At 59.6% G+C, this 25550-nt stretch carries 15 protein-coding genes and 2 tRNA genes; 12 read left to right on the plus strand and 5 right to left on the minus strand.

The features are described 5' to 3' along the window. The first annotated feature begins 72 nt into the window (after positions 1-72). Positions 73-723: a thiopurine S-methyltransferase gene (locus tag NPS47_RS03255; RefSeq protein ID WP_274293668.1), complete on the plus strand. Its 651-nt coding sequence runs from the start codon at positions 73-75 to the stop codon at positions 721-723. Between the two features lie 48 nt (positions 724-771). Here the strand turns inward: NPS47_RS03255 and htpX are convergent, their stop codons facing one another. Both htpX and NPS47_RS03265 read right to left on the minus strand, forming a co-directional pair. Further along, a complete protein-coding gene (htpX, locus tag NPS47_RS03260) occupies positions 772-1659 on the minus strand; it encodes a protease HtpX (protein WP_038608512.1) in 888 nt (295 codons plus the stop codon). Between the two features lie 223 nt (positions 1660-1882). Then, positions 1883-3094, minus strand: a complete 1212-nt coding sequence (locus tag NPS47_RS03265; RefSeq protein ID WP_274293669.1) for a pyridoxal phosphate-dependent aminotransferase — start codon at positions 3092-3094, stop codon at positions 1883-1885. Positions 3095-3261: 167 nt separating this feature from the next. Here NPS47_RS03265 and msrB point away from each other — a divergent pair, with 167 nt between their 5' ends. Beyond that, positions 3262-3654, plus strand: a complete 393-nt coding sequence (msrB, locus tag NPS47_RS03270) for a peptide-methionine (R)-S-oxide reductase MsrB (RefSeq protein ID WP_274293670.1) — start codon at positions 3262-3264, stop codon at positions 3652-3654. Positions 3655-3671: 17 nt separating this feature from the next. Continuing rightward, positions 3672-4157 carry a glutathione peroxidase gene (locus tag NPS47_RS03275; RefSeq protein ID WP_274293671.1) on the plus strand — a complete coding sequence of 162 codons (486 nt, stop codon included), beginning with the start codon at positions 3672-3674 and terminating at the stop codon, positions 4155-4157. Here the strand turns inward: NPS47_RS03275 and NPS47_RS03280 are convergent. Beyond that, complete coding sequence (locus NPS47_RS03280; RefSeq protein WP_274293672.1) at positions 4150-6510, minus strand: hybrid sensor histidine kinase/response regulator; 2361 nt, start codon at positions 6508-6510, stop codon at positions 4150-4152. The two genes, NPS47_RS03275 and NPS47_RS03280, sit on opposite strands and share 8 nt — an antisense overlap. 82 nt (positions 6511-6592) lie before the next feature. Here NPS47_RS03280 and NPS47_RS03285 point away from each other — a divergent pair, with 82 nt between their 5' ends. Continuing rightward, complete coding sequence (locus tag NPS47_RS03285; protein ID WP_274293673.1) at positions 6593-7486, plus strand: ATP-binding protein; 894 nt, start codon at positions 6593-6595, stop codon at positions 7484-7486. Continuing rightward, the gene (locus NPS47_RS03290; protein ID WP_191833507.1) at positions 7479-7961 is read left to right on the plus strand and encodes a GAF domain-containing protein; all 483 of its coding nucleotides are present in this window, start codon (positions 7479-7481) and stop codon (positions 7959-7961) included. The genes NPS47_RS03285 and NPS47_RS03290 overlap by 8 nt, the downstream gene beginning before the upstream one ends. Positions 7962-8041: 80 nt before the next feature. Here NPS47_RS03290 and NPS47_RS03295 read toward each other — a convergent pair whose 3' ends face one another. Beyond that, the gene (locus NPS47_RS03295) at positions 8042-8809 is read right to left on the minus strand and encodes a hypothetical protein (protein ID WP_274293674.1); all 768 of its coding nucleotides are present in this window, start codon (positions 8807-8809) and stop codon (positions 8042-8044) included. A gap of 258 nt (positions 8810-9067) precedes the next feature. Here NPS47_RS03295 and NPS47_RS03300 point away from each other — a divergent pair. The 4 genes from NPS47_RS03300 to NPS47_RS03315 all read left to right on the plus strand — a co-directional run bounded on the left by NPS47_RS03300 (position 9068) and on the right by NPS47_RS03315 (position 13491). Beyond that, positions 9068-9143 (plus strand) — tRNA-Glu (locus NPS47_RS03300). A 2-nt stretch (positions 9144-9145) separates the two neighbouring features. Beyond that, positions 9146-9221: transfer RNA gene (locus NPS47_RS03305), tRNA-Gly, on the plus strand. Between the two features lie 233 nt (positions 9222-9454). Beyond that, positions 9455-11398 carry a hypothetical protein gene (locus tag NPS47_RS03310; protein ID WP_274293675.1) on the plus strand — a complete coding sequence of 648 codons (1944 nt, stop codon included), beginning with the start codon at positions 9455-9457 and terminating at the stop codon, positions 11396-11398. Between the two features lie 131 nt (positions 11399-11529). Beyond that, positions 11530-13491, plus strand: coding sequence for a hypothetical protein (locus tag NPS47_RS03315; RefSeq protein WP_274293676.1), 1962 nt, complete (start codon positions 11530-11532; stop codon positions 13489-13491). Positions 13492-13636: 145 nt separating this feature from the next. Here the strand turns inward: NPS47_RS03315 and NPS47_RS03320 are convergent, their stop codons facing one another. Further along, positions 13637-15721 (minus strand): autotransporter outer membrane beta-barrel domain-containing protein, encoded by a 2085-nt coding sequence (locus tag NPS47_RS03320; protein ID WP_274293677.1) that lies wholly within the window; start codon positions 15719-15721, stop codon positions 13637-13639. A 485-nt stretch (positions 15722-16206) separates the two neighbouring features. Between NPS47_RS03320 and NPS47_RS03325 the strand changes: the two genes are divergently transcribed. The 3 genes from NPS47_RS03325 to NPS47_RS03335 all read left to right on the plus strand — a co-directional run bounded on the left by NPS47_RS03325 (position 16207) and on the right by NPS47_RS03335 (position 25453). Continuing rightward, a complete protein-coding gene (locus NPS47_RS03325; RefSeq protein WP_274293678.1) occupies positions 16207-20631 on the plus strand; it encodes an RCC1 domain-containing protein in 4425 nt (1474 codons plus the stop codon). A gap of 55 nt (positions 20632-20686) precedes the next feature. Then, positions 20687-21028 carry a hypothetical protein gene (locus tag NPS47_RS03330; RefSeq protein WP_274293679.1) on the plus strand — a complete coding sequence of 114 codons (342 nt, stop codon included), beginning with the start codon at positions 20687-20689 and terminating at the stop codon, positions 21026-21028. A gap of 87 nt (positions 21029-21115) precedes the next feature. After that, positions 21116-25453 carry an Ig-like domain-containing protein gene (locus NPS47_RS03335; protein ID WP_274293680.1) on the plus strand — a complete coding sequence of 1446 codons (4338 nt, stop codon included), beginning with the start codon at positions 21116-21118 and terminating at the stop codon, positions 25451-25453. Positions 25454-25550 lie beyond the last annotated feature (97 nt).

Consider the following 25550-nt stretch of genomic DNA (forward strand, 5'->3'; position numbering starts at 1 on the left):
CTTCAGGCAGAACATTGATCTAAATCTAATATAAGTTTCCGCAGTATTTGATCGAAATTATCGAGGTGAGCCATGCAGGCAGAGTTTTGGCATTCACGCTGGAACAGCAATCAGATAGGTTTTCATCAGTCCCAGTTCAACGCCTACCTTCAGCAGCATTGGCCGGCGCTGGCTGTAGCGGCGGGCTCGCGGGTGCTCGTGCCGCTGTGCGGCAAGAGCCTGGACATGCTCTGGTTGGCTGGGCAGGGCCTGCAGGTGCTGGGTGTCGAGCTGTCGGAACGGGCTGTGGAGGATTTTTTCAAGGAGCATCAACTGCAGCCGCAGGTGACGCAGGAGGGCGCCTTCAAGGTTTTCCGCTGCGAGGATATCGAGATTCGCTGCGGTGATTTCTTCGCCCTGACAGCTGAGGACGTCAGCGGTTGCACAGCCTTGTATGACCGTGCTGCCGTCATTGCTCTGCCGGAGGCGATGCGCAAGCGCTATGTCGCGCATCTGCAGGCGATCTTGCCTGCTTCGGCAAAAGGCCTGTTGATCACCCTGGATTACGATCAAGCGCAAATCGACGGACCGCCGTTTGCCGTTACCGATGAGGAAGTGCAGGCACTGTTCGCCGCCTGGCATCCGCTTGAGCTGGCAGCGCACGATGTGCTCGATGACAGTCCAAAGTTTCAACAGGCCGGCGCCAGCCATCTGCTGGAGCGGGTCTATCGACTGTCTCGCTGAAATGCAAAAGGGCGACCCTGAGGTCGCCCTTTTTTCCTGCTTTGTCCCTTAGCCGCGACGGCGCAAGGCTTCGATACGATCTTCCAGCGGTGGGTGGCTCATCAGCAGGCCAGCCAGGCCCTGCTTGAGGCCGCCGTTGATACCGAAGGCGTTGAGGGTGTCAGGCATGTGCACTGGCACGCCTTGTTCCGAACGCAGGCGCTGCAGGGCGCCGATCATCGCGCTGGTACCGGCCAGGCGGGCACCGGCTTCGTCGGCGCGGTATTCGCGTTTACGCGAGAACCACATGACGATCATGCTGGCCAGAATGCCCAGCACCAGTTCGGCGACGATGGTCGCGATGTAGTAAGCGATGCCCTGGCCTTCTTCGTTCTTGAAAATCACCTTGTCGACAAAGTTGCCGATAATGCGGGCGAAGAACATCACGAAGGTGTTGACCACACCCTGGACCAGCGCCAGGGTAACCATGTCGCCGTTGGCGACGTGGCCGATCTCGTGGGCCAGCACCGCTCGTACTTCATCGGGCGAGAAACGCTCCAGCAGGCCCTGGCTTACCGCAACCAGTGCGTCGTTGCGGTTCCAGCCGGTGGCGAAGGCGTTGGCCTCATAGGCCGGGAAGATACCCACTTCCGGCATTTTGATGCCGGCTTCGCGGGACAGCTCTTCAACGGTCTGCAGCAGCCACTGTTCGTGGCGAGTGCGCGGCTGGCTGATAATCTGCGTGCCGGTGCTCATTTTCGCCATCCACTTGGAGATGAACAGCGAAATCAGCGAACCGGCAAAGCCGAACACGGCGCAGAAAACCAGCAGCTGGTCGAGCTTGAGGTCAACCCCGTTTGCCGCCATGAACCCATTGAAGCCGAACAGGCTCAGGGTAATGCTGGCAATCAGCACCACCGCAAGGTTGGTGGCTACAAACAGTAAGATGCGCATCATGGTTGTTACGTTCTCCTGACGGATAAAAATGTCACGTATGCGGGGGTATATAAGGTGCGGGCCGCAGTGATTCAACCGGGCGACTATTTCAAACTGTGTACTTCTCTGTATTACAGCCGAATTCCATCATCCCGCACGTCAAAGTGCCAGGGCTTACAGAGAGGGAAATTATTCTGTAGGACCTGCGCCGAGAGTGGCGCAGGTCTTCCAAAAAGCCTGGAGGTTACTGCTGATAGGTCTTCAGGAAGTTTCCGATACGGCCGATGGCCTGTTCCAGGTCGTCGACCCGTGGCAGGGTGACCACGCGGAAGTGATCCGGCCACGGCCAGTTGAAGGCGGTGCCCTGAACGATCAGCAGTTTTTCCGAGAGCAGCAGGTCGAGCACGAACTTCTCATCGTTAAGGATCGGGCAGACCTTTGGGTCGATCCGCGGGAAGGCGTAAAGCGCGCCCATGGGTTTGACGCAGCTGACTCCGGGAATGTCGTTGAGCAGCTCCCAAGTACGGTTGCGCTGTTCAAGCAGGCGGCCAGGTGGCAGGACCAGGTCATTGATGCTCTGGTAGCCGCCCAGGGCGGTCTGGATCGCGTGCTGGCTCGGCACGTTGGCGCACAGGCGCATGTTGGCCAGCATGTCGATGCCTTCGATGTAGCTCTGGGCATGGTGCTTGGGCCCGGAGATGATCAGCCAGCCGGAACGGAAACCTGCCACCCGGTAGGATTTGGACAGGCCGTTGAAGGTCAGGCAGAGCAGGTCCGGGGCCAGCGATGCGGTGCTGATGTGCACGGCTTCGTCGTAGAGAATCTTGTCGTAGATCTCATCGGAGAACACCACCAGGTTGTGCTGGCGTGCCAGTTCGAGCATGCCCAGCAGCAGTTCGCGCGAGTACACCGCACCGGTCGGGTTATTCGGGTTGATGATCACCAGGGCTTTGGTGTTGGGGGTGATCTTGGCCTTGATGTCGTCCAGGTCGGGGAACCAGTCGGCCTGTTCGTCGCACAGGTAATGCACCGGGTTGCCACCGGCCAGGCTCACTGCGGCAGTCCACAGCGGGTAGTCCGGCGCCGGGATCAGCACTTCGTCGCCATTGTTGAGCAGTGCCTGCATCGACATCACGATCAGCTCGGAGACGCCGTTGCCCAGGTAGATGTCTTCGATGCCGACACCTTCGATCTGCTTCTGCTGGCAGTACTGCATGACCGCCTTGCGCGCACTGAACAGGCCCTTGGAGTCACTGTAGCCCTGGGCGGTCGGCAGATTGCGGATCACATCCTGGAGGATTTCGTCCGGCGCCTCGAAACCAAATGGCGCCGGGTTGCCGATGTTCAGCTTGAGGATGCGATGGCCTTCCTCCTCCAGGCGTTTGGCGTGCTTGAGCACCGGGCCGCGAATGTCATAGCAGACATTGGCGAGCTTGTTCGATTTGCTGACCTGCATGATGTGATCCCGATTAGAAAAGATCGCCGCGCACTGCGCTGTGAAATCGTTTGAAAAGCGTGTTACGCGGGTGCCAGACTGATGTCTGATGAGGCGCAATAATATACGTGCCGACCGCGTTGTGGAAAAGACGCAGCGCGGGGTTTTTAGTCTGCCGAGGCCTGCACATGGAAAAGATAGAGAAAACCCTGGACGAATGGCGTGCCATGCTCGACCCCGAGCAGTACAACGTCTGCCGCCTGAAGGGCACAGAGCGGCCGTTCAGTGGCAAGTACAACAGTACCAGGACTGATGGTGTCTACCACTGTATCTGCTGCAGTGCGCCATTGTTCGATTCGAACGCCAAGTTCGACTCCGGCTGCGGCTGGCCGAGCTTCTACCAGCCGATCGAGGACCGCGCGATGATCGAGATTCGCGATACCTCGCACGGCATGATCCGTACCGAAGTCACTTGCGCCCAATGCGATGCCCATCTGGGGCACGTGTTTCCTGACGGTCCGCCGCCGACCGGGCTACGCTACTGCATCAACTCGGTCTGCCTGGACCTGGTTCCACGCTGATAAGAGGAGATCGGGTCATGGCCGACGCACTGCTGAATATTCCCTGCGTCACCCTGAGCGGTGAGCAGAAGGTCCTGGGCGACTTCCAGGGCAAGGTGCTGTTGGTGGTCAATACCGCCAGTCAGTGCGGTTTTACCCCGCAATACAAGGGCCTTGAGCAGCTCTGGGAGCGTTATCGCGAGCGCGGGCTGGTGGTGGTGGGGTTTCCCTGCAACCAGTTCGGCAAGCAGGAGCCGGGCGATGCGCGCGAAATCGCCCAGTTCTGTGAAACCAACTTCGGTGTCAGCTTTCCGCTGTTTCGCAAAATCGAGGTCAATGGCGATGGCGCCCACCCGTTGTTCGTCGAGCTGAAAAAACGCGCACCCGGCCTGCTCGGTTCGCAAAAGATCAAATGGAATTTCACCAAATTTCTCGTCGATCCGGCCAGCGGCAACGTCACCCGCTATGCGCCGAGCACCAAGCCCGAGGCACTGGCGGCGTCGATCGAGAAGCTGCTCAGGTAGTCGTCAGCGGCACCCAGTGATCGATCAGGCCCAGCAGCTCTTCGCGGCGGAAGGGCTTGGCCAGGTAGTCGTTCATGCCCGCCGCCCGGCAGCGTTCGCGCTCTTCGGGCATGGCGTTGGCGGTCAGGGCGACGATGGGCAGGTTTGGCCAGCGTCCGCTCTGGCGGATTCGGCGGCTGGCCTCGTAGCCGTCCATGACCGGCATGTTGCAATCCATCAGCACCAGATCGAAGGGCGTGCGCTCGAGCTGCTCCAGCGCTTCTGCGCCGTGCGCGGCAATGCTGACGTCGCAACCGAGCTTGGCCAGCATGCCCTTGGCCACCAACTGGTTCACCGGGTTGTCCTCGACCAGCAGGATATGTGCACGGCGCTGGCTGCGCAGAGCGCCCGGATGTGCATTGGAATTGCTGCTATCGGGACCGTGCAGGGTGCGCCGCAGCGTCTGGTACAGGGCATTGCGCGCCAGGGGGCGGGCCTGCTGTTGCAAGGGCGCCAGGTGCACGGCCTGTTCACCCGGAAGAAAGTTGCCGTAGGCGGTCACCAGCAGGATCGGCGCCTTTATCTGCGGGCGAAGGGCAAACAGGTTGTCCAGATCGTCGGTTATCAACAGGTCAGGGTGGGCGTCACGTAGTGCGTCAGGGTGGTCATAGCGCCGGTAATCCAGGCCCCAGTCAGGTAGCAGGGTGTGTAACAGCTCAGCTAAACCGCTGCCGGCATTGCTCAAGGCGGCGACGCGGCCGTGCAGGCGTTCGGCGGGGACGGCCGGGGAGTGGCAGGGCAGGGGCAGCTCGGCGCTGAACTGGCTGCCGAAACCGGCTTGTGAACGAATACTCAGGCGCCCCTGCATGGCCTCGCACAGGTTGTTGGTCAGTGTCAGCCCCAGGCCGGTACCGCCATATTGGCGGGTTATACCGGCACCGGCCTGGATGAACGGCTGGAAAATCCGCGTCTGGGCTTCATGGGGGATGCCGATGCCGGTGTCGCAGACCTCCAGGCGCACGCCACCGCTGTAGGCGCTCAAGCGCACATCGACGCGGCCGAAGCGGGTGAACTTGAGGGCGTTGGACAGCAGGTTGCTGACAATCTGGCGCACGCGGGTAGGGTCGCCGAGGACCATGGCGGGAAACTGCGGGTCGATCAGGCAGGTCAGCTCGACACTCGGTGCGGCGTTCTGCGATAGCAGGTTGGCGGTGTCTTCGACCAGGGCGCCAAGGTCGAACGGGATGCGTTCGAGCTCCAGTTGGCCGGCGTCAAACTTGGACAGGTCGAGAATATCGTTGAGCAGCTCCACCAGCACCTTGCCGGAGTCGTGGGCAATCGACAGCTGCTGACGCTGCTCGGCAGTGAGCGGGCTGTCCAGAGACAGGGCGATCATCCCCAGCAAGCCATTCAATGGGGTACGAATTTCATGGCTCATGTTGGCCAGAAAGGCTGCCCGTGCCTGGGCCATGTCCAGGGCCCGGCGCCGGGCATCTTCCAGTTCCTGGTTGGATTGACTCAGGCGCGTGTTGCTGGCCTTGAGCTCGATGGTGCGTGCCGAGACGATGTCTTCCAGTTCGTTGAGGTACTCGGTCAGGCGGTTTTCGGCGCTGCGCCGTTGCTGAATTTCCGTGGCCATGCTGACGAACTGCTGGTTGGCGACTTTCACCAGCACGCCGATTTCATCGTGCTGATGGCCGGGCGGGAATGACAGCTTGGACTGCTCCGGTTGGCGCGAGTCGCGATTGGCCAGGGCACTGATTACCCGCACCAACGGCTTGGTCAGCATGAAATAGAACAGCGCCAGAAGGATGCCGGTAAGGATCAGGCTGCGCATGAAGCCGTTGAGCAGGGTGACTTCGGCGCGCTTTAGAAAGCGGCCGCCAAAGGCGAAGGTGTCGACCTCCAGGTACAGGGTGCCGAGGTATTCGTCAGGCATGTGGCCGAGATACAGCGGGTCCTGGAAACGGCGGCTTTCACCGAACAGGAAGTCGCTGATCAAACGATAACTGCTTTCTTCCCGCGGTCGCTGCACGTCCGCGAGCACTGTATCGTTGTTGTCGATCAGCCACGCGCGGGTGATCGCCGGTGATTGCAGCAAGCCGCCGGTGAGCTCCTGCGCCAGTTCCGAGTCGATGTTGTAAGCAATCCGGGCGGCCGGGTTGTGACTGATTTGCAGCAGGGCCTGCATCTCGCGGTTGATGGAGGCGTCTTCGCTGGCATAATCGATACCGATCTGGATGAGACTGAGCAAGGTACCCAGGATGAAGCCGACCAGGACCGTCAGCCGGGCTTGCTTGTAGGACAGGCGATTGGTGAACTTGATATCCATGAGTCCCGGGCCAGTTTCACATTCCGTGCGCTGCGCAAGCATAGCCGATCAGCCCCGGCTGCTGGCACGCCCTGTCGCACATTCAGCAGTGCCGTTGTCCTTGAACCTGTCTTGAGGAACCATTGTGGACTCTCGTTTAAATGCTTTTCTGGAGCGTGCCGAAAGCGTGCTCGCCCGCCTTGAACCATTATTGCCCGCACCGCGCTCGCAGATCGACTGGAACCATTGCCTGGCCGCGCGCTGGCAACGTGATGGCCGCAGCGGCTACCTGCTGCCGCTGGAAGTCAGCCTCGACATGCGCCTGTCGGACCTGATCGGGGTTGACCTGCAGCGCGAGCAACTGGGACGCAACACGCGCCAGTTCCTCGATGGCATGCCCGCCAACCACGCGCTGCTCTGGGGCTCGCGCGGCACTGGAAAGTCTTCGCTGGTGCGCGCGCTGTTGGCCGAATATGCCAAGGCCGGCCTGCGGCTGATTGAGATCGAGCGCGATCATCTCGCCGACCTGCCACGGGTGGTAGAGCAACTGAGCAAGCTGCCTCAGCGATTCGTGCTGTTTTGCGACGACCTCTCGTTCGAGGCCGGGGAGGGCGACTACCGGGTGCTCAAGAGTGTGCTCGATGGCTCGCTTGAGCAGGCGCCGGACAACGTGCTGTTGTACGCCACCTCGAACCGACGGCACTTGGTGCCGGAAAAGCAGAGCGACAACGAAAACTGGAAAATGGTCGACGGCGAACTGCACCCCAACGAGGCGGTAGAAGACAAGATCGCCTTGTCTGACCGCTTCGGCCTGTGGCTGTCGTTCTATCCCTTCACCCAGGACCACTTCCTCAATGTGGTCGAACACTGGATCGGCCAGTTGGCCCGTTCCGCCGGGCTGGCCTGGCAGCGCGATGAGGCGCTGGACATACTCGCTGTGCGCTGGGCGACCGGCCGCGGCAACCGTAATGGCCGTTGTGCCTATCAGTTCGCCCGGTACTGGGTCGGACTGCAACTGTTGGAGCAAAAACATGATTGACCTGAACGCTTCTGGCGCAGGCCTCGAAGGCTATGGCTTGCTGGCGGCGCAGCTGGAAGCCCTGTTTGCCGATGAGCGCGACTTCATTGCCAATGCCGCGCAATTCTCGGCGTTCCTTTATAGCCAGGTTGAAGACCTGAACTGGGCGGGTTTTTACCTGAACCGTAATGAGGAACTGGTGCTGGGGCCGTTTCAGGGCCAGGTTGCCTGTGTGCGGATTCCGTTCGGTCGTGGCGTGTGCGGTGCGGCAGCGGCCAGTCGCGAAACCCAGCGGGTTGAAGACGTGCATGCGTTCCCGGGGCATATCGCCTGTGATAGCGCATCGAATAGCGAGCTGGTTATTCCGCTGGTCAAGGAAGGGCGACTGATTGGTGTGCTGGATCTGGACAGTCCGAAGCTGGCGCGCTTCAGTGCGGCGGATCAGGAGGGGTTGGAGCGTCTGGCGGCGATCTTTCTGCGCCTGACTGACTGCTGACATTATCGCGGGGCTAGCCCGCTCCCACAGGTTTTACATCAACCTGGTGGGAGCGGGCTAGCCCCGCGAAGAATTCTGCATCAGTCGTAAATGACTTTCTTCTTCCAGTCTTCCGTTGTATCGGTCTTCAGGCCTTCCGTCAGCTCGTTCACTTCGTCTTCGGCAGGTTCCAGCTGGCTCAGCACCTGGGCATTGGCCCGGGCCAGCAGCTTTTCCATGTACTCGAGCTGCTCGCGATACAGCGCCGGGTCCGGCTGCTTGCGCAGGTACTGAACGCCGCGCTCGAAGGCCAGGCGTGCATGCCCTGGCTGATTCTGCTGCAGCGCCTGCTGGCCGAGGTTGTTGAAAAACTCGATGTGCAGCAAAACCAGAATGTGGCGGATTTCCTTGACCCAGTACTTGGCCTCGTTGGTCGGCAGGAAGCCTTCCTGTGCGGCACGGGTGATCTGGTTGTGCATGCCTTCCAGTAGAAAACGCACATCCTTGGCCCGGGCTTCGGTCTGGATCGGCGCGGGTGGGTTATTCACCGGCAGCGCTTCACCTTGGGCAATCAGGCCTTCAAGTTCGGCAATGCGCGCGCGGATAGTGCGGCTGTTTTTATCCAGGGCCAGTTGACGCTGGTTGAGGTTGAGTTCGAGGCGGGTCAACAGCAGCTTCAAGGCCGGGGTCATCAGTTGGCCAGGAAAGGTTTCGGTGATCTCGCCACACCGGCGCAAGCGTTCAGCCAGCTCGATCTTCAGCCGGGCGCGCTCGAGCTTGTTGTTCTCGACCACATTGTTGAGGTAGCCGATCACGATCAATAACGCGATCCCCGCCACGATAAGCAGGGTGATCATAAGTGGTGTCACCGTTAACGCCTCATACAGGATGATTTACCGTTTGAGTGTAGTGGCTTAGCTTTTGCCCGGATAGAGCTGTTTGGCGTTTGTCAGGGACTCCCTGATGGCATTTTGCTTTTTAGATTGCCTCGCACAGCACCGGGAAGTCATTGATTTAAATAAATTTATACAGAGGGGTTGACGACTTTCCAAAGCATCCCTAGAATGCGCGCCACTTGCAGCGTAAAGCGCACAGCGCAACGCGGCAGGGAGTGAATGTTGTAGTGTGTCCCCTTCGTCTAGTGGCCTAGGACACCGCCCTTTCACGGCGGTAACAGGGGTTCGAGTCCCCTAGGGGACGCCAATGCGGGAATAGCTCAGTTGGTAGAGCACGACCTTGCCAAGGTCGGGGTCGCGAGTTCGAGTCTCGTTTCCCGCTCCAGATTCAATCGGCGCAAGCCGGTCAAGAAAGAGGCCCAAGGGCCTCTTTTTTTGTGCCTGAAATTCCTGCCCCTGGTGTTTTTCACCCCCTCCTTAGTCCGTTTCCTGCCGCAACGCACCTGTTATTTCTGTCAGTTTCCAGCCTGAGCGAATTCGCGTTCAATCACTCCTGACCGCTCGGGTGGCCCAAGGCAAGGCCATCGCGATGCCGTCTCGATCAGGACGGGAGCATCCATGGACGCGCGTAGAAAGCCGACTCATCTATTCAATGAGCTAACCCTTCCTGTGCCCGAAGTGCCGGCGATCATCAGGGATGAGCAAGGGCTGGAGAACCCCGAGGGCATTGTCGCGCGTGCCGTGCTCAATGATGACCTCGAGGTGGTGGTGCCCGCCTGGCCATTCTCGGACGACCCGCGAATTACCAGGGAAACTGTTTCTATCGGTTGGCGTATCGCCGGCTCAGGGTTTGTCTCGGTCAGGGATCAAGAGTACCCGACCCCGGTCGAGCCGGGAGACAAGACCCTGACGGTGCCGCAAAGAGAGCTGGTGCATGGCACTTATGACTTGTCTTACCGAATCAACCAGGGCGGGAATTTCAGTTTCTCGCTGATCAAGCGGGTCACCATCGATACCGTGCCGCCCCATGACCATCAACAGCCGGCGGGGGCGCGCTACCCTGATGAATTGCTCGGGGTTATTACCGATGACTACCTGAAGCAGCATGGCCAGGTGTTGGTCACAGTGCCTTCCTATAGCAGCATGCGTGCATTTGATCGGGCTGTGTTCTTCTGGGCCAGCGACGATCCGATGCCGGGCGATACGCCCATCGCCGGAGAGCAGACGTTCAGCCAGGACGATATCGACAACCGGCGCCTGCTCCTGCCTCTTGCTGAAGACGTGATACGTGACAGTGGTGGGGGGCAGCGCTATCTGTTTTATCGGCTGTATGACCTGGCAGGCAACGAAAGCCCGTTGTCCTATTCGGCCGGTATTGGCGTCGACCTGGTACTGGCGCCGGAAAATCTGCCAGCGCCGCGCATCCCTCTGTCGGCGCGCGGCTTGATTGACCGCCAGCATGCCCGTGAGGGGGCTACCAATCAGGGCGGGGTGACGGTCGAAATCGGCCGCTATGACAACGCTGAGGCTTCGCATTTCGTCATCGTTAACTGGGGTGGCAATGTGTTGGCGGAATTTGCAGTTGACCCCAGCAACTTTCCGTTGCCGATTTTCGTGCCCTGGCGGGAGCTGACGGCCAATGGTTTGGGGCCTGGCACGCTGCAGGTGAGCTATCAGATCCGTTTTGGTGGATCGCTAACGCCTAAATCCCCTGAAGTGTCAGTCTCCTTCGATTTCACCATCGCCGGCCAGGATCATGCCAATGCTCCGGCCCTGCTCAACAATGACCTGACCAGGCTGGAAGTACGAGGCGAAGTCTCGGACCGGCCCGATACCCTGACTGCCGAGGATCATGGGCGCGATGCCCGGGTGCTGCTGACGTTGTTCGAGGACCCGCAACCAGGCGAAGGGCTCGAGGTGTTCTGGGGCGCAGTGGCCGAAGTGGCCGCCCGTTATCAGGTGCAGCCGGGCGATGTGGCTGGCAAGCCGCTGACATTGAGTGTGCCGTGGAGGATCGTCGAACAGGACCTGAACAACGCGGCCCTGCCGGTCTCCTACGTCACGGATAACGGCGTCAACCAGCAGCAGGCACCCGCGACTGCCGTGCAAGTGACGATCGTGCCCATCGAAGGGTTGAAGACTCCGGACTTCCCGCACGCCGACAATCAGGGCTACCTCAATTGCTGTTCCAGGCCGCGAATCTGGGAAGGAGTCACTATCAAAGTTGAAGGTGATTCGACTTTATTCGCGGCCGACGACCTGGTGGAAGTTTATTGTCAGGGTTACGAAGACCTCGGTTCAAACAAACCAATTGAAGGCACTTTGTGGTCGCAGCGCAAAATGCTGAGCGCCGCTGAAGCGCGCGATGGATTTGAAGTCGTGGTGCCTTACCTGGTGTTTATCGAACCGATGGAAAACAACGGTTCTGCCATCGCTTATTACACCTTGACCAAAGTCGACGGTGGGTTCGGTAGTTCGCGGCGGAGGCAGGTGTATATCAATCGGACGCTACCGAGTGGCAAAGTCTGCGGGCCGGATAATGATCTTTGTAATGAAGCGTGATGTTGTTTTATTCGCCGCATTATGCGGCGGGCTTCAGTGTTGAAGTTGTCCAGTGGTATGCGTTCGCCATGTCCGGTGTTCTTGGCGATTTATTCGTAAGAAAAACCAAGTCCAATGAATGAGGCTGAATCATGAATCTCCAAGTAAAACTGAATGCCGAAGAAGCGCGAGCTAAGAGTAAAACGTTGCGGCGCACTGCAAAAAAGGCTGTTCCTGCGCCAGTGCTGGACGATAAAAACCTGCTGTTGCCAGATACGCCTGATGACAACCAGAATCAATTACATTCAAGGTTCCACGGGCAGCCACTCGCTGTCAATATTCCTGAATTCCCTCAGAGCGGCGCGCCCGGGGTGCGCGGGTACATTTTTTTACGCTGGAACGGAGTCCGGACAGGTGCGCGATATCCTTTTACGACGCCGCTCCTCCCGGAGGATTTCCCCCTGCCAATGACCCTGCCGGATACGGCGACAGTCAACGCGGGAATTTCTCAACTGTCATATGAAGTTAATACAGGGGGGAACCCTATCTACTCCGAGAGCTTTCCCATTAGCATCGACAGGACGCCACCCAATGGCGGTAACGCCGGCGCATTGATCGAGCTACCCGCCGAAGTAGAGGCAAGTGGCATCACGGCGGAGTATCTGGCTGCCAATGGCGACAAAGTCATTGTCACCGTGCCGCTCGGCTACGGTGACGCGAGGATCGGCGACGAGGTGGTGGTTTACCTGGGCAGCACCATTCCGACGGCGTTAAAAGTGGGGACTGTTGTCCGTACGGATGTGTCGCTTCCGATCACCGTTGACCTGACCAAGGACATGCTTGCGGGCAGGGAAGGTGATCAGACGTTGTTCTATACGTTGGCGGACCGTAAAGGTAATGTCGGCCGTCAATCGGCATTCAAGCACGTCAACATCACCTTGGTACCAGCACCTACCGATTTGAAACCACCCAGGGTACCCGTTAGTGAGGATGGTGTGATTGATCAGGCCGATGCCCTTCAGGGGGTGGTAGTCGAGATCGACCCTTATACAAATTGGAGTGCCGGTGACCAGGTGGTGGTCGCCTTCGAAGGCGTTGACCGGCCAGCGCAAACCATGCCGCAAACAGGGGCTGTGGTAGATCTGCCTTACTCCGCTGTGCACAATGGCAATCCGGGGGATGAGAGCAAGCCTGGTGAGGCGGGCTGGAAAGACTCGCGGGTGACATACAAAATTGTTCGCGGTAATCGCGATTTCGCAGAGCCACTCGGCCTCGACGTAAAAGTCGATCTACGTGTGCCGGGCCCGGTAGATCCGACTGTCCCGCCGGGCGTCGTGCATCCGCTTTTGGCGTTGCCTGTCGTTCAGGGCGCAGCGGGCGGCCCTCCCGATGAACTGACCGAGGCAGATGCGAACCAGCCTGCCACTGCATCGGTAGAGTTGTATGGGAGATCGAAGGCGGGTGATCTTGTCCAACTGTACTGGAACGGCAAGGTCGTCCCAACGCCGGGGGGAGAATATCGCGTATTGGGTACTGAGCCGCCGGATTTCAAAATCTCGTTCACTATCCCTTGGTCGCTCATCGACGAAGAAGGCAATAGCGACGCGCTGCCGGTCCACTATACAGTGGCCCATCCAGCGATCAGCGATAATATCATTACCTCAGGGGTCAAGCCCGTTCGTGTACGCGTCTCGCAAATTATGGTGCCTAAGCCAGAGTTCCTCAATCCTGACGAAGACTTTGGCGCTGACTGGTTCAATTGTGGGTCGTTACGTAGAAACCAGGCTGGCGTATGGGGAATGTTCATTCAAGTACCGGGTGGGGAACCGAAACTGGCGAATCAGGAACTGGCCTTTACTTATCAGGGGTGGATGGATGCTGGAGGCAGTACGCCGGTGCCGGGCAATGAGTATAAATTCACCTTTACCCCGACAATCGAAGAGGCCAATAACGGCTTTGTCGTTCATGTGCCCTATGATCCTTGGTTCCTGACCACTGAGCTTCGTTACGGCAGTATCGTCTACGAGGCAGAGGTTAATGGCTTTCCTGTGTTGGGGAAATCCGATGTAGTTACCTTCTGGATGTCCTCGGCCGGTCAAACCTGCAGGCTCTAGCCTGATACAGGCAGGGAGCAAATAAAGGGTAAATGCACAGTGCATTTACCCTTTTTTGTGTTCGACTGCAGTCCTTTCAGTGTTTAAAAGTTCAGTCTATGGCTGATTTCGTGGCATCAGGACTCATAGCAATCCTGTCACCGCTTCAGAAGCTGTAACGCAACCCGAGGTTCGCGCCGTACGGCTGTTCGATGTGCTTGCCGTTGGCATATTCCAGATCGACATGCACCTGCAAGCCGCTGGCAAGGCCCAGCGCCAGACCAGCGCCCAGTTCGCCACGCGAGCCCGACAGGTCGTTGTTGAAGCGGTTGTTGTTGACCTGGACTTCATTGTTGTTGATGAACTCGTGCGCCATCGCCGCACGCAGGTAAGGCTGCAGCTTGCCGCCGCTGGCGAGTTCGAAGGTTTTACCCGCCGTCAGGCCGGCCTTGCCCAGCAGCGAGCGGGTCTGGTCGCCATCAGCCTGCAGGTCGTTGCTCAAGTGGTAATCGTCGCCCTGGATCACCACTGCCGACCACTGGGTGAAAGGCTCGATGAAGTAACCGCTGGACAGTGGGATATGGCGACCGAACTCGGCGGAAACGCCCATGCCGAGGTTGTCGTAGTCGCCCTTGGCGTGGCTGCCATCATTGACGGCGACCTTGGCCTTGTTCTGGAAGCGGTTGAACTTGGCCACGCCGTCGAAGTAGTAACCCGACTCGGCGTCGAGCCAGGTGGTGTAGGCGCCGAGGTAGTAGCTGTCGACCGTGCCGGAAGTGCCTTCGTTGAGGTCCAGGTCCGAGCGGCTGTAACCGGCCAGGGCACCGATCAGCCACTGGCCGTCGCCCCAGGGCAGGCGGCCATCGGCACCGAGCGAAAGGCCGTGCTGGTTCTGCTGGTAACCGGTGCCGCTGCCGTCGGCAACGTTGTACTGGTTACCGTAGCTGCGCATCCACAGGCCAGGCTGGCTGCCGTTGAAACGCAGCTCACCCATGCGGCTGCGCAGCGAGGTCATTTCGCCATACCAGACGGTCGGTGCGGTGTTGAACAGCGCCATGACCGAACGCGTGGCCGGGCTGACCGTGCGTTTTTGCGGGTCGAGGAACCATTCGGTACCGCCGTTGCCATTGCTGGCCGAAGACAGCTCGTAGGACCAGGCGCCGACTGCCACCGCACGGCCGTTAATCAGGCTGAATTGCGCATCGCCCGCTGCGGTGTTGACCAGGGTCAGTTGCTCCGGGGCCACAGGGTCGACGCCCGAATCGGGTACCCACAGCTCGAAATTACCACTGGCGTTCTGGTTGACGGTCAGCCGGTCGTGGGTGTTGGTGCTGTAGTCGACGTTCATCTTGATGACGCCGGTACCGGAGAGGTTGTCGACGTTGAGCAGATAGAAGTTGCTGCCCGAACCCATGTTGACGGTGCCGCCAGCCATGTTCAGGGTTTCCAGCCGGGTGTTTTCGACCATGCTGTAGGAGGACTGGTCGCCGATGTCCAGTTGGCTGACATTCACCAGCCGACCGCTGAACGACGCCTGGCTTTGCAGGTTGAGGGTGCCGTTGCCGCCGGCTTCCACTTCGAAGTCACCGCTCCAGCTGGCCTGCTCCAGCGTCAGGTTGGCGCTGCTGTCGGCTGCGACGCGGACGATGCCGTCGAGGTTGCTGTTGACTACGTCGACGTTGGCAGTGGAATTGTTCCGCACCTGGATCAGCAGATCATCGGCACCGACCAGGGTGGAGCCATTGCGGACGGCGATGTCGGCGATTACGTCGCGTTCCACCAGGATCGCCGCGCCTGTACGGCCCTCGACCCGTGAGCCCTCCAGCACCAGACTTGGATCGCCGACTCTATCGATGTCGTGGGTAATGCGCACACCGTTGCTCTGGCCGCTGATCTGGCTGCCGGTGGCAATCGCCGCGCCCCCCAGAAGGTTGATGCCGCGGCTGCCGATACCCGTGCCGGTCACAGTGGAGTTGGCCAGGGACAGGGTGCTGGCGCCAGTGACCTGGGCGCCCTCTTCGCCGCCGGTGATCGCGCTGCTGTCGAGGGTGACTTGTGAACCTGTCGAGGTGCCCGCTACGCGGTTCACCGACAGGCCCAGAAAGTCGCCATTGATCCGGGCGTTGCTGACCGTGGCGGTGCTGTTGGTGACTTCCAGTCCGTCGTTGTCGATGCCCTGGATGGTGCCGCCGTTGATGACCAGATTGGACCCCGACTGAATGAAGACGCTGCTGGCCGTCGCGTTGTTCATGGTCAGCGTACTGTTGGTGCGGACGGTATAGCTATCGAGCGCAGTGTTTGCATCAATAACCAGGCTGTCACCATTTTCAACTATCGCGGCGTGCGCCAAGGGTGCGGCAAGAAACAATGTACAAGTAGCCAGGCTGAGGGGTTTTAACAAAAAAGTGGCATGTATGGAGTTATTTGTATTCATTGATTTGGCGTCCCTGAGTTTTGAAATGGTGGTAACTAAAATTGCGCGAAATCTACACCGCGTATTTAGTTGTCGTCTGTAGGAGAATTCCCAAAACAGTCCAGGATGGGCGATATGATTGTTGTCCCATTGTTGCTAGTGAGCACCTGATATTTTTGTCAGTAGACAGGACGTTGAAGTTATGAAATATGCGCTGATATCAGGGAGGGTTTCGAGTGCCTGATAAAAATGCCAGTTGGAAGTATTGCCTGACCGGTATTCAATACTTGGCACTTACCTGCTCAACCAACAGGGTGGCCAGCATGTCGTCAGAAGAGGCGTTGTCAGAAGATGTTCTGCCAGAGGAAGGTGTGCCCGAAGAGGGTAGTGAATCAAGCCTGGTGCAGGGTTTGTTTGCCCAGTCAGGTATCCAGCAGTTGGTCGAGCTGGAGATTCCTGGCAGAACCGGACCGGTACCCAGTGGCGAGTGGGGTATCAACCTCGCGGCGGCCCGCGACAATTTCCCCCAGCAGGGCTTGCAGCTGTTCGTTCCGCCTTGGCCGCAAATGGACAGGGGCGACAGTGTTGCGGTGCTGCTGGGGGGCACTGAAGTCACCCGCAAGCCGATTGGGGACGGCGAGGCCGGCAAGCGCCAGACACTTTTCATCGCGCCCAATCGGTTGACCAATAGCATCACCACCATTGGCTACAAGGTCACGCGGATCGGTCAGGTGCCCGAGGACTCTGCACTCACCTCTGTGCTGATCAATCTGGACCGTCCCGGTGGCCAGGACCAGGACGGCAGCAAGCCGGGGCATTCCGAGCTGAAACTGAGTTTGCCGCAGGACATCATCAACGATGGGGTGGACGCGGCGACGGCCAAAAAAGGTGTACCCGTCACTCTCGAGCCGTACCCGTTCATGGCCGAGCACGATGTGATCCGGCTGACCTGGGGCGGGCAATTCGTTTACCACACCGTGACCCAGGCCGAGGTCGAGGCCAACACAGCCATCGTCATCACGGTGGACGAGGCGACCATCCTGGCGGCCGGGGACTCGGAGAACGTCACTGCGCAGAAGCTCATTAGGAAGGATCCCCAGACTGGGCAGGTGATCGATACGGGGGAGACATTCAACAATGGCGGCCTGGCAGTCGCCTTTGAAGTTTACGACCTGGTGGACAATCAGTCCGAGGACTGGAGTGCCGAGGTTCGCGTGGTGGTTGACACTGGTGGCTCACGGCTGGCTGCCGGGATTGTCAAGGAAGCGCGAAACAACATCCTGGATCTCAATACGTTGGGCACTAACCCAGCGACGCTGCAGATTATTGCCTTGGCGGAAAATTTCGAGGAACTCGATGAAGTCATCGTCACCCTTATGGGTACCAGCGCCGACGGGCAGCCGGTTGATATCAGCTATCCTCCGCAGGTGGTTGATAACGTCCCCAGTGTGATCGAAATTCCGGTGCCCAACCGTGATGTACGCCGCCTGGCCAAGACTCAAGCGGTGTTCAGGTACCAGTTGAAAAAGGCCGGTGGCGCGCTCCTGCAAGCCAAGGGGCGATTCGTCAGTATCGTCGGTGAACCTGTGCAACTGGCCGCGCCGCAGGCCAAGGATGCCGTGGGCGGCAGTCTGGATCCGCAACTGCCGATGACCACCATCGAAGTGCCTTGGGATGAGACCATGGAGGAGGGCCAGACGATTAGGCTGACATGGCAGGGTACAAGGCCCGACCTGTCGCCGTACTTCCCGGAGATCGAGCCTCATGACATTAGCAATAACGATGCCAGCCTCAAGCTGCCTATCAAGTTCATCGTCGACGGCGAGCACCTCAGGTTCCTTGAGGGCGGGACCTTGCAGCTTTTTTATGAGCTGATTGACATCGATGGCGTCGCGCGCAAGTCGCTTGTTACGCCGCAATACAACGTGGGCGTCCCCCGGAAAGAGTTGCCGGCACCGAATGTCAAAGATGCGGACATCATCGAGTCCGATCCCGAAAACTTGCCAGTCTCTGGCACTCGAATTGAAGTAAAGCGCTATGCCGGGATCGCCATTAACGACCAATTGCATTTTTCCTGGAAGGGTTCGCAGACCGGCCTTTTTACCGACTGGATCAGGATCACCAAGAACAACTTCGGGCGTGACCTGTTTACCTTGGCAATTTCCAAAGATAAGGTCACGGACAACCTGAACGGTACGGTAGAGGCCTCCTACTGGGTTGTGCGTGCAGATGACGGGGGGCGTATCAGCGAATCCGATGTGTTGACCTTGCGAGTCGGGGGGCAAGAGCAGCAACTCGGGCCGGTGACTGTCGCCCAGGAGCGTGAGGGGCAACTTGACCTCAAAGAGGTCAGCGCTGGGGCGAACGTCACCCTGGCTGTCTACGCAGGCATGGACACCGGGGATGTTGTTTATCTGGAGTGGACGGATGACCAGGGCAATGAATACAAACCCGAAGGGACGGATATCACCAGCAGTATGGTCGACAATCCTGTGCCATTTGTTGTGCCCTATGCCGAGATAGAGAAGAACCTCAACAATCGGGTCACGGTGATCTGCCGGGTAGAGCTGGCTTCAGGTACAGCGCGTACCGAGGACCTGAGCTTCCGGGTGGTTAAAAGCGCGGAGCCTGAACCTGAACTCGAGCCGGTCACTGTCGACGGGGTAGCCGAAGGCAGCCTCGACCTGCGTGACGTACCCGACGGTACAACGGCCACACTCAAGGACTACACGGGGATGGACGCCGGCGATGTGGTCTATCTGGAGTGGACCGACAACAAGGGCAATAGCTATAAACCTGCAGGTAAGCGAATCGACGGCAGTATGATTGGCAAGCCTGTGGTCTTCCCCGTGCCTTATGCCGAGCTCAAGAAAAACGAAAACAATAACGTCACGGTGATTTGTCGAGTCGAACGGGTTGAGGAGGGCGAACTGCGGACACCGGTGCTGCATTTCACGGTAAAGGAAAGTGCGGCACCGCCTTTACCCGCGCCAACCATTGCCGAAGCGAACGCTGAAGGTGTGATTGATCCCAACACGGTAACGGCGGGGGCCACGGTGGTGATCGGCAGTGAGGCCCGGTTGCTGCCTGGCGACAAGGTCCGGGTTGTGGTTGCCGGCAAAGCAGGCGACGACAAGACCCACCCGGTGGTGTCGGTTGGCGTGCAGCGCTTCAAGGTGGACTACGCGGTCATCAAGGCCAATGAAAATGCCAGCATCGAACTGCAGTACCACGTGCAGCGCGGTGGCAGCGGACCGGCAGAGCCTTCGCCAATCGCTGAATACGATGTGCGGGTGATTATCGGTGGCGGGCAGTTGAAAATCCTTGGGGCCAGATTCAACCGCAGCACCTATCGCTCTTCGGGATCGCCGCGCTATCTGCAGGCCTTTGACGCCAACGACCTAAATAAAGCGCTGCAGGCAGAGTGGAAGTATTCCACCGACCCGCAATGGACGGTCGCCAACCGTTGGCGCGATATTCAGCCGCATTTGCCGCTGCAGGTACGCACCAACAATGATCAAGTGACGCTCAACCCGGCCAATATCATCGGCAGCGGTGCCGATACCACGGTAAACGGCACCGCCGCGTTTGTTGCCCATCGCGATGACGGGCGGGTGCGTGGCTGGGGCAATGCCGCCTTCGGTGCGAGCATTGATCCGACGATCCGCACCCTCAATGACATCGTCGAGGTCAGTTGCACCACCAGTGCCTATGCAATACGCCGGGTCGGCGGGATTGTCACCGTGTGGGGCAACGTGACCAACGGCGGCAACATGGGCAGCGTTTCGCCAGACGGCTTCACCACGGTGGTGGCCAACGGTGTCGCCTTTGCCGGCATCAAGACCTCCGGGCAGGTGGTGGCGTGGGGCGTTGCCGCATCCGGTGGCACGGTGCCGGCTCCAATCAGCGCTTACACCGATATCGTCAAGGTGGTGGGGGCGAGTACCGCGTTCGCTGCCTTGCGCGCTACCAGTCAGGTGGTCGCCTGGGGCGCTGCGGCCTCGGGTGGCAAGGTTCCGCCCGAAATCGCCTCACTGAATGACATTGTCGATATCAAGGGTAATTTCAAGGCTTTTGCCGCCTTGCGCGGTAACCGCACTGTCGTGGCCTGGGGCGATGCCGCTTACGGCGGCAATGCCGCTCCCGTTGCCGATTACGCCGATATCGTCGAAATCTGCAGCGCCAATGCGGGCGCCTTTGTGGTCAAGCGCGAAAGCGGCCATGTGCTGGCGTGGGGCAGCGCGGCCCATGGTGGAAACCTGCCGTCGGGTATTGCAGGCCTGACTGACATCGTCGATGTGGCCTCCAACTGGAACGTATTCGCTGCGGTGCGCGCCAATGGTTCTGTGGTCGCCTGGGGTGGCACGGCGGCGGAGGGGGGCGTGGTTCCTGATGAAATCGCCGACCTGACCAATGTAGTCCAGGTGACAGGCTCCTCCAAGGCGTTCGCCGTATTGTGCAGCGATGGCACCGTGAAGGCCTGGGGCGGCACGACTGTCGGAGGCAACATCGCGCCAGTGCTTGCTGACCTGGTCGATGTCCAGGCCATTTACAGCAACACCCATGGTTTTGTTGCCCTGAGGCGTGATGGCCGGGTGGTGACATGGGGGCAGGCAGCAGGCGGTGGTGACAGCTCGGCGGTCCGCAAACAACTGGATGGGTTCGTTACCTACCGTGCTTCCTCGGCGACCCGTGGGCGTGCGCTCAACGCCCAGCGCACGATCAACGCGGCAATTGAGGCTGCCTGACACGGCGGCATCAGGGTGCGCAGCGAAAATCTCCAACGCTTATGGGTAAACAGGCATGCCACAGTCCGCTTATCAACAGCCCTACATAAAAGATTACAGCCGGGTGCATTTTGTTAGCCCAGGATCGGACTGGGCAAGTAGCCGTAGGGCTTGTGACGCGGCTCAACGGGTACCGGCGTCGCTGGAACGGATCAAACGCCTGTGGCGCCTCTATCAGTCCGACTCCCACTCTGTTGGCGACTACCTGGGGTATTTGCCTTACCTCTACTGGACAGCAGACCAGATTGGCGCTGGCACAGCGTGGGTTTACGACCTCAATGACAGCAATGTTGATAAAAACGCCGATGGCAAGCCTGAAAGTGAGATTTGCCAGGTGTTGGGCATTGATCCCGCTTGATCAGCCTATGACTGCCCCACCAGTCTCGGGGCACTGCTTGTTGAATGTTTTGATCTTCCCACCAGCCATGCCCGGCAAGGAGTCGCCATGAGAATCTTCAGCGCCAGCCTTTTTCCTCCCAATCGCAAAGAACTGGGCATTCTGGCACTGCGACCGTTGTTCATTGCCAGCATGGTCACCCCGGTCGAACAGGGTGACGCGGGGCTCAACATCGCCATCGTGGAAGACGATCCGTCGGGTGTTCTGACGGTCATCGACCCCTATCTGGACATGCTCAAAGGCGACCGCTTGACAGTGTCCATTGAAGGGGAGCGGATACTGGAATTGATCGTGGATCAGGCGGACGAGGGCAAGCGGCTTTTCTTCCACCTGCCTAAAGATCGCTTCAACGAGGGGTGGGTAGAGGACATCCACTTCCAGCTGCTGCGCCAGGGTGCGACGGTGGCAGAGGACTCAGTGCCCTTGCGCTTGCGGGTCAAACTCAACCGGCCCGCCGGTGTCGATAAGGAACCGCACAAGCCTGGGCATTCCGAACTGCCGGTGCCACAAGTGCCGCAGGACGTTATCGACAACGGCGTCACCGCTGAGTGGGCGGCCAAAGGCGTTCCGGTCACCATTGGCTATTACCCCGAGCGGGCCGCCCGCGATACCGTGGTACTGCGCTGGGGCAGCGTGCGCATCCCGCGACAGATCAGCGAGAGCGAAGCGGCTGGCAAGGATCCGGTGGTAATCCTGGTTGACCAGGACGCGATCCTGGCCGGTGGGGATAGCGCTGCGTTGCAACTGAACTACGAAGTCTACGACGAGGTCTGGAACTATTCCTCCGACTGGTCGCGTTTCACTGCTGTGAAAGTAGAGGCGGGGGCCTGGCGGCTGGCGGCACCGATCATCAGGGAGGCGGTTAATGGGGCGATCGACCTGATCGCTTTGGGGCCGAATGATGTCACCGTAACGGTCTGGGTAGATGGCGATCCTTATGCCGAAGGTGACTTCATCGAATTCACTTGGGTTGGCACGCCGAAGATCGGGGCGCCGCTCGTTCACACTGAGTCGGTGCAGATCGGTAAGCCGCCCGTGGCTCTGGACTTCAAGGTCCCCAATGCCGATATCCGCGCAATCGCCTCGGGCACGGGGGATGCGTCCTACGTGCTGAGAAAGGCCAGTGGTGAGCCGCCGCAATCTTCCAAACGTGCGTTCGCCAGGATCATCGGCGAGCTTTCCGAGTTGCCTGCGCCACTCATCCTGCAGGCGGTCGACGGTTTGCTGGACAGCCGGCTGGAACACGCATGGGTAAGGCTTGGCCCTTATCCGGGGATGGTCGTCGGTGATGTCGTCAAGCTGATCTGGCAGGGTAAGCGTGCCGATGGCAGCGTCTACCTGCACGAGGTAGAAGAGGATGTCAGCGCCAATGATGTCGACAATGCCATCGAGATCCTGGTAGCGGCCGAACATATCGCAGTGCTCGATGGCGGAACTCTGGAACTGTATTACCGTGTCACCGACGCGGACCTAAACGCTACCCGCGAATCGGCACGCAGCTACTTCACGGTACTCAACTTGCGCCACGAGCTGCCTGCACCGGTTGTCCCGGAGGCCGACGGCGATGTCCTCGATCCAGAGGCGATCATCCCCAACGGCGCCACCGTGCGGATCGAATACACCGACACAGAGGCGGGCGACGTGCTCACCTATTACTGGCAGAGTGTTTACGCCAATGGCACAGTCAGCGACTGGCTGCCGGTAACCGAGGCATCCAAGGGACGTCCGGTGAGTTTCCGCATTGCTTCCGCCTTGGTCGAGGTATCGCGTGGCACCACCGTCAATGTCTTGTACTCACTCAAGCGCGGTAGTCAGACCAGGCTATCGAATGTCCTGCAACTCTATATCGGTACACCGATTCCGGTAGACATCACCAACGTTATCGACAGCTGGGGCCAGGTGGCCGACGGCGGCATCAGTGTCGACACCGCCGTCACGGTTACCGGCACGGCACGGGTGTCGATGGGCGTCGAGCTCCTCGACGGCGATACCGTGCTCGGGCGGGCGGGGGCGAATGATCTGGGAGTGTGGCGCTTCCCGCTGATGGATCTGTTGCCCCGGCGTTACGAGCTGAAGGCCAAAGCCCTGTATGGCAGCGGTACAGAGTCGCCAGTGTGGGGCTTTACCGTGGTCACCCAGCTGATCCCGAGTATCACCCGCGTGGACGACTCGCGGGGCGATGTCGCTGATGGCGGGGCTACGGTGGACACTGCGGTCACTCTATCGGGCAAGGCCAGCGCCGGGCTGGAAGTCGAGATTTTCGAGGGGGCTCAATCGTGGGGCGTGGTGCCGGTGGATGGCGAAGGCAACTGGCGCCTGCCACGAACCGCGCTGGCGATCAGAGGCTATAGCCTGCAGGTCAGGGCCAGGTATGGGGATGAATGGGCGTCCGAAGTGCGGAGCTTCCAGGTTGTGGCCGCGGTCAACCCGGCAATCACCAGTGTCATGGACTCCAGGGGCGAACTGGCCGAAGGGCAGACAACGGTCGATACCCAGATCATTGTGTCGGGTAAAGCCAGTATTGATCAGCCGCTGGAGGTGCTCGACGGGCAGGCTGTGCTCGATACCGTGCGTACCGATGCCCAGGGCAACTGGACGCTGTCGCTCAGCGGTCTGGCGGTCAAAGTCTATGTAATCAAGGCCAGGGCACTGTATGGCAGTGGCGCGGAATCGGCCGCGCGCAGCTTCCGTGTGGTCGATTATGTGTTCCCGACCCTCGACAGCGTCAGGGATTCGAGAGGCGAGCTCGGCGATGGCGGCGCCACGGTCGATACCTCGGTTACCTTGGGGGGCAAGGGCAGTGCTAACGAGCAGGTGGAGATCTTCGCGGGGGCGGATTCCAAAGGGGTTGCACGAGTGACTGCCAGCGGTGACTGGACCCTGACGCTGTCCGGCCTGGCGCCGCAAACCTACAGCGTCAGGGCCAAGGCACTGTATGGCAATGGTGAGGAGTCGGCGCTGCGTACGTTCACGGTTTATGTCGATATCAAGCCGAGCATTACCAGTGTCAGTGATTCACGCGGTGAGGTCGCCGAGGCGGGCACGACGGTGGACACCTCGGTGATCCTGGCCGGCAAGGCCAGTAACAGTCAGCGCGTGGAGCTGTTTGACGGTACGACTTCGCTTGCGACAGTAACGGCCAACGCCAGCGGCGACTGGTCCCATTCGTTGCAGGGGCTGACAGTCCGGCCTTACCGGCTCAGGGCCAAGGCGTTGTATGGCAGTGGGCAGGAATCGGATATCCGTTCGTTCAGTGTGGTGGCAGAAGTGCTGCCGACCCTGGTCAGTGTGAGGGACTCCCAGGGTGAGGTGGGCGAAGGCGGCTTTACCTTCGATTCGCGTGTCACTTTGTCGGGCAAGGCGAGCATTGGCCAGCGCATTGAGGTCTTCGAGGGGCTGGTGTCGGCCGGAACCACAGCGGCCAACGGTGCGGGCGATTGGACCCTGATCATGACCGGCCTGACTATCAGGCGCTACAGCGTCAAGGCCACAGCGCTGTACGGCAGTGGCCGGGAGTCTGCGCCACGTACCTTCGAAGTGCGCCAGGGCGTGACCCCGGTGATTACCCGGGTTCTCGACAGCAACGGCACGGCGATTGGCAACGGCGGCCGTACCTATGCCACGGCAGTGACGCTGCATGGCACCGCGCAAGGCGGGTTGCAGGTTCAGATCCTGGACAACGGAGCGGCGAAACAAACACTAACGGTGCCTGCCAATGGCACCTGGCAGGCGGCGCTCAACGGTCTGTCGGTCGGACAGCATGATTTCACGGCCAAGGGGCTCTATGGCAGTCAACCGGTCTCTGCGCCATGGCGGGTGATTGTCGACTCGCGGCCACCGTTAGTGATCGACACCAGCCTCATGCTCCTCAATGGCGTGATTTATGTGCGGGCCGATAACGGCCAGGGCCCCAGTCGCCGACCGGCCAATACTTCCCGGCAACGACTGGCGTCGGGTGGTACGCCGCCGCTGCGCTACAGTTCGAGCAACGCCAATGTGGCCAGCGTCGATGGCAACGGCACGGTGATGTCGCGTGCCAATGGTTCGGCAACCATTACGGTTAGCGACAGTGCAGGGCAGTCCCGCAGTTACAGCGTGACGGTGCAGAATGTTCGCAGGATGAACTTGATGGGCTCATCGCAATACATTGTCGGTGGGGACCAGCGTCTGTGGTTGTCGGAGTTGCGGGAAATCTATAACCAGTATGGAGGCGGCGGGCTCGCCCAGATCGGTTGGCCTGGCGGCAGGTATTGGGCGAGGGATCAGCGACTGGTTCCAGGTTTCCCTTGGCCCAGGCAGCAGGCAGTCTTCAAGGATATGAACGGAGGTGGGGAGGGCTGGGAGGCGCAGATCGGGCCGTTGTATCCCGGTATCCGGATTAGTTGAGAAACTTCAAGCAAAAGGCCATTGCCCACCCTGCCACGGGCTGGCAATGGCCTTGGGGCAGTTACTTTGCCAGTGTGGAAGTCATTGATTTAAATAA

Source organism: Pseudomonas putida, from assembly GCF_028682475.1.
Lineage (GTDB): Bacteria > Pseudomonadota > Gammaproteobacteria > Pseudomonadales > Pseudomonadaceae > Aquipseudomonas > Aquipseudomonas putida_AG.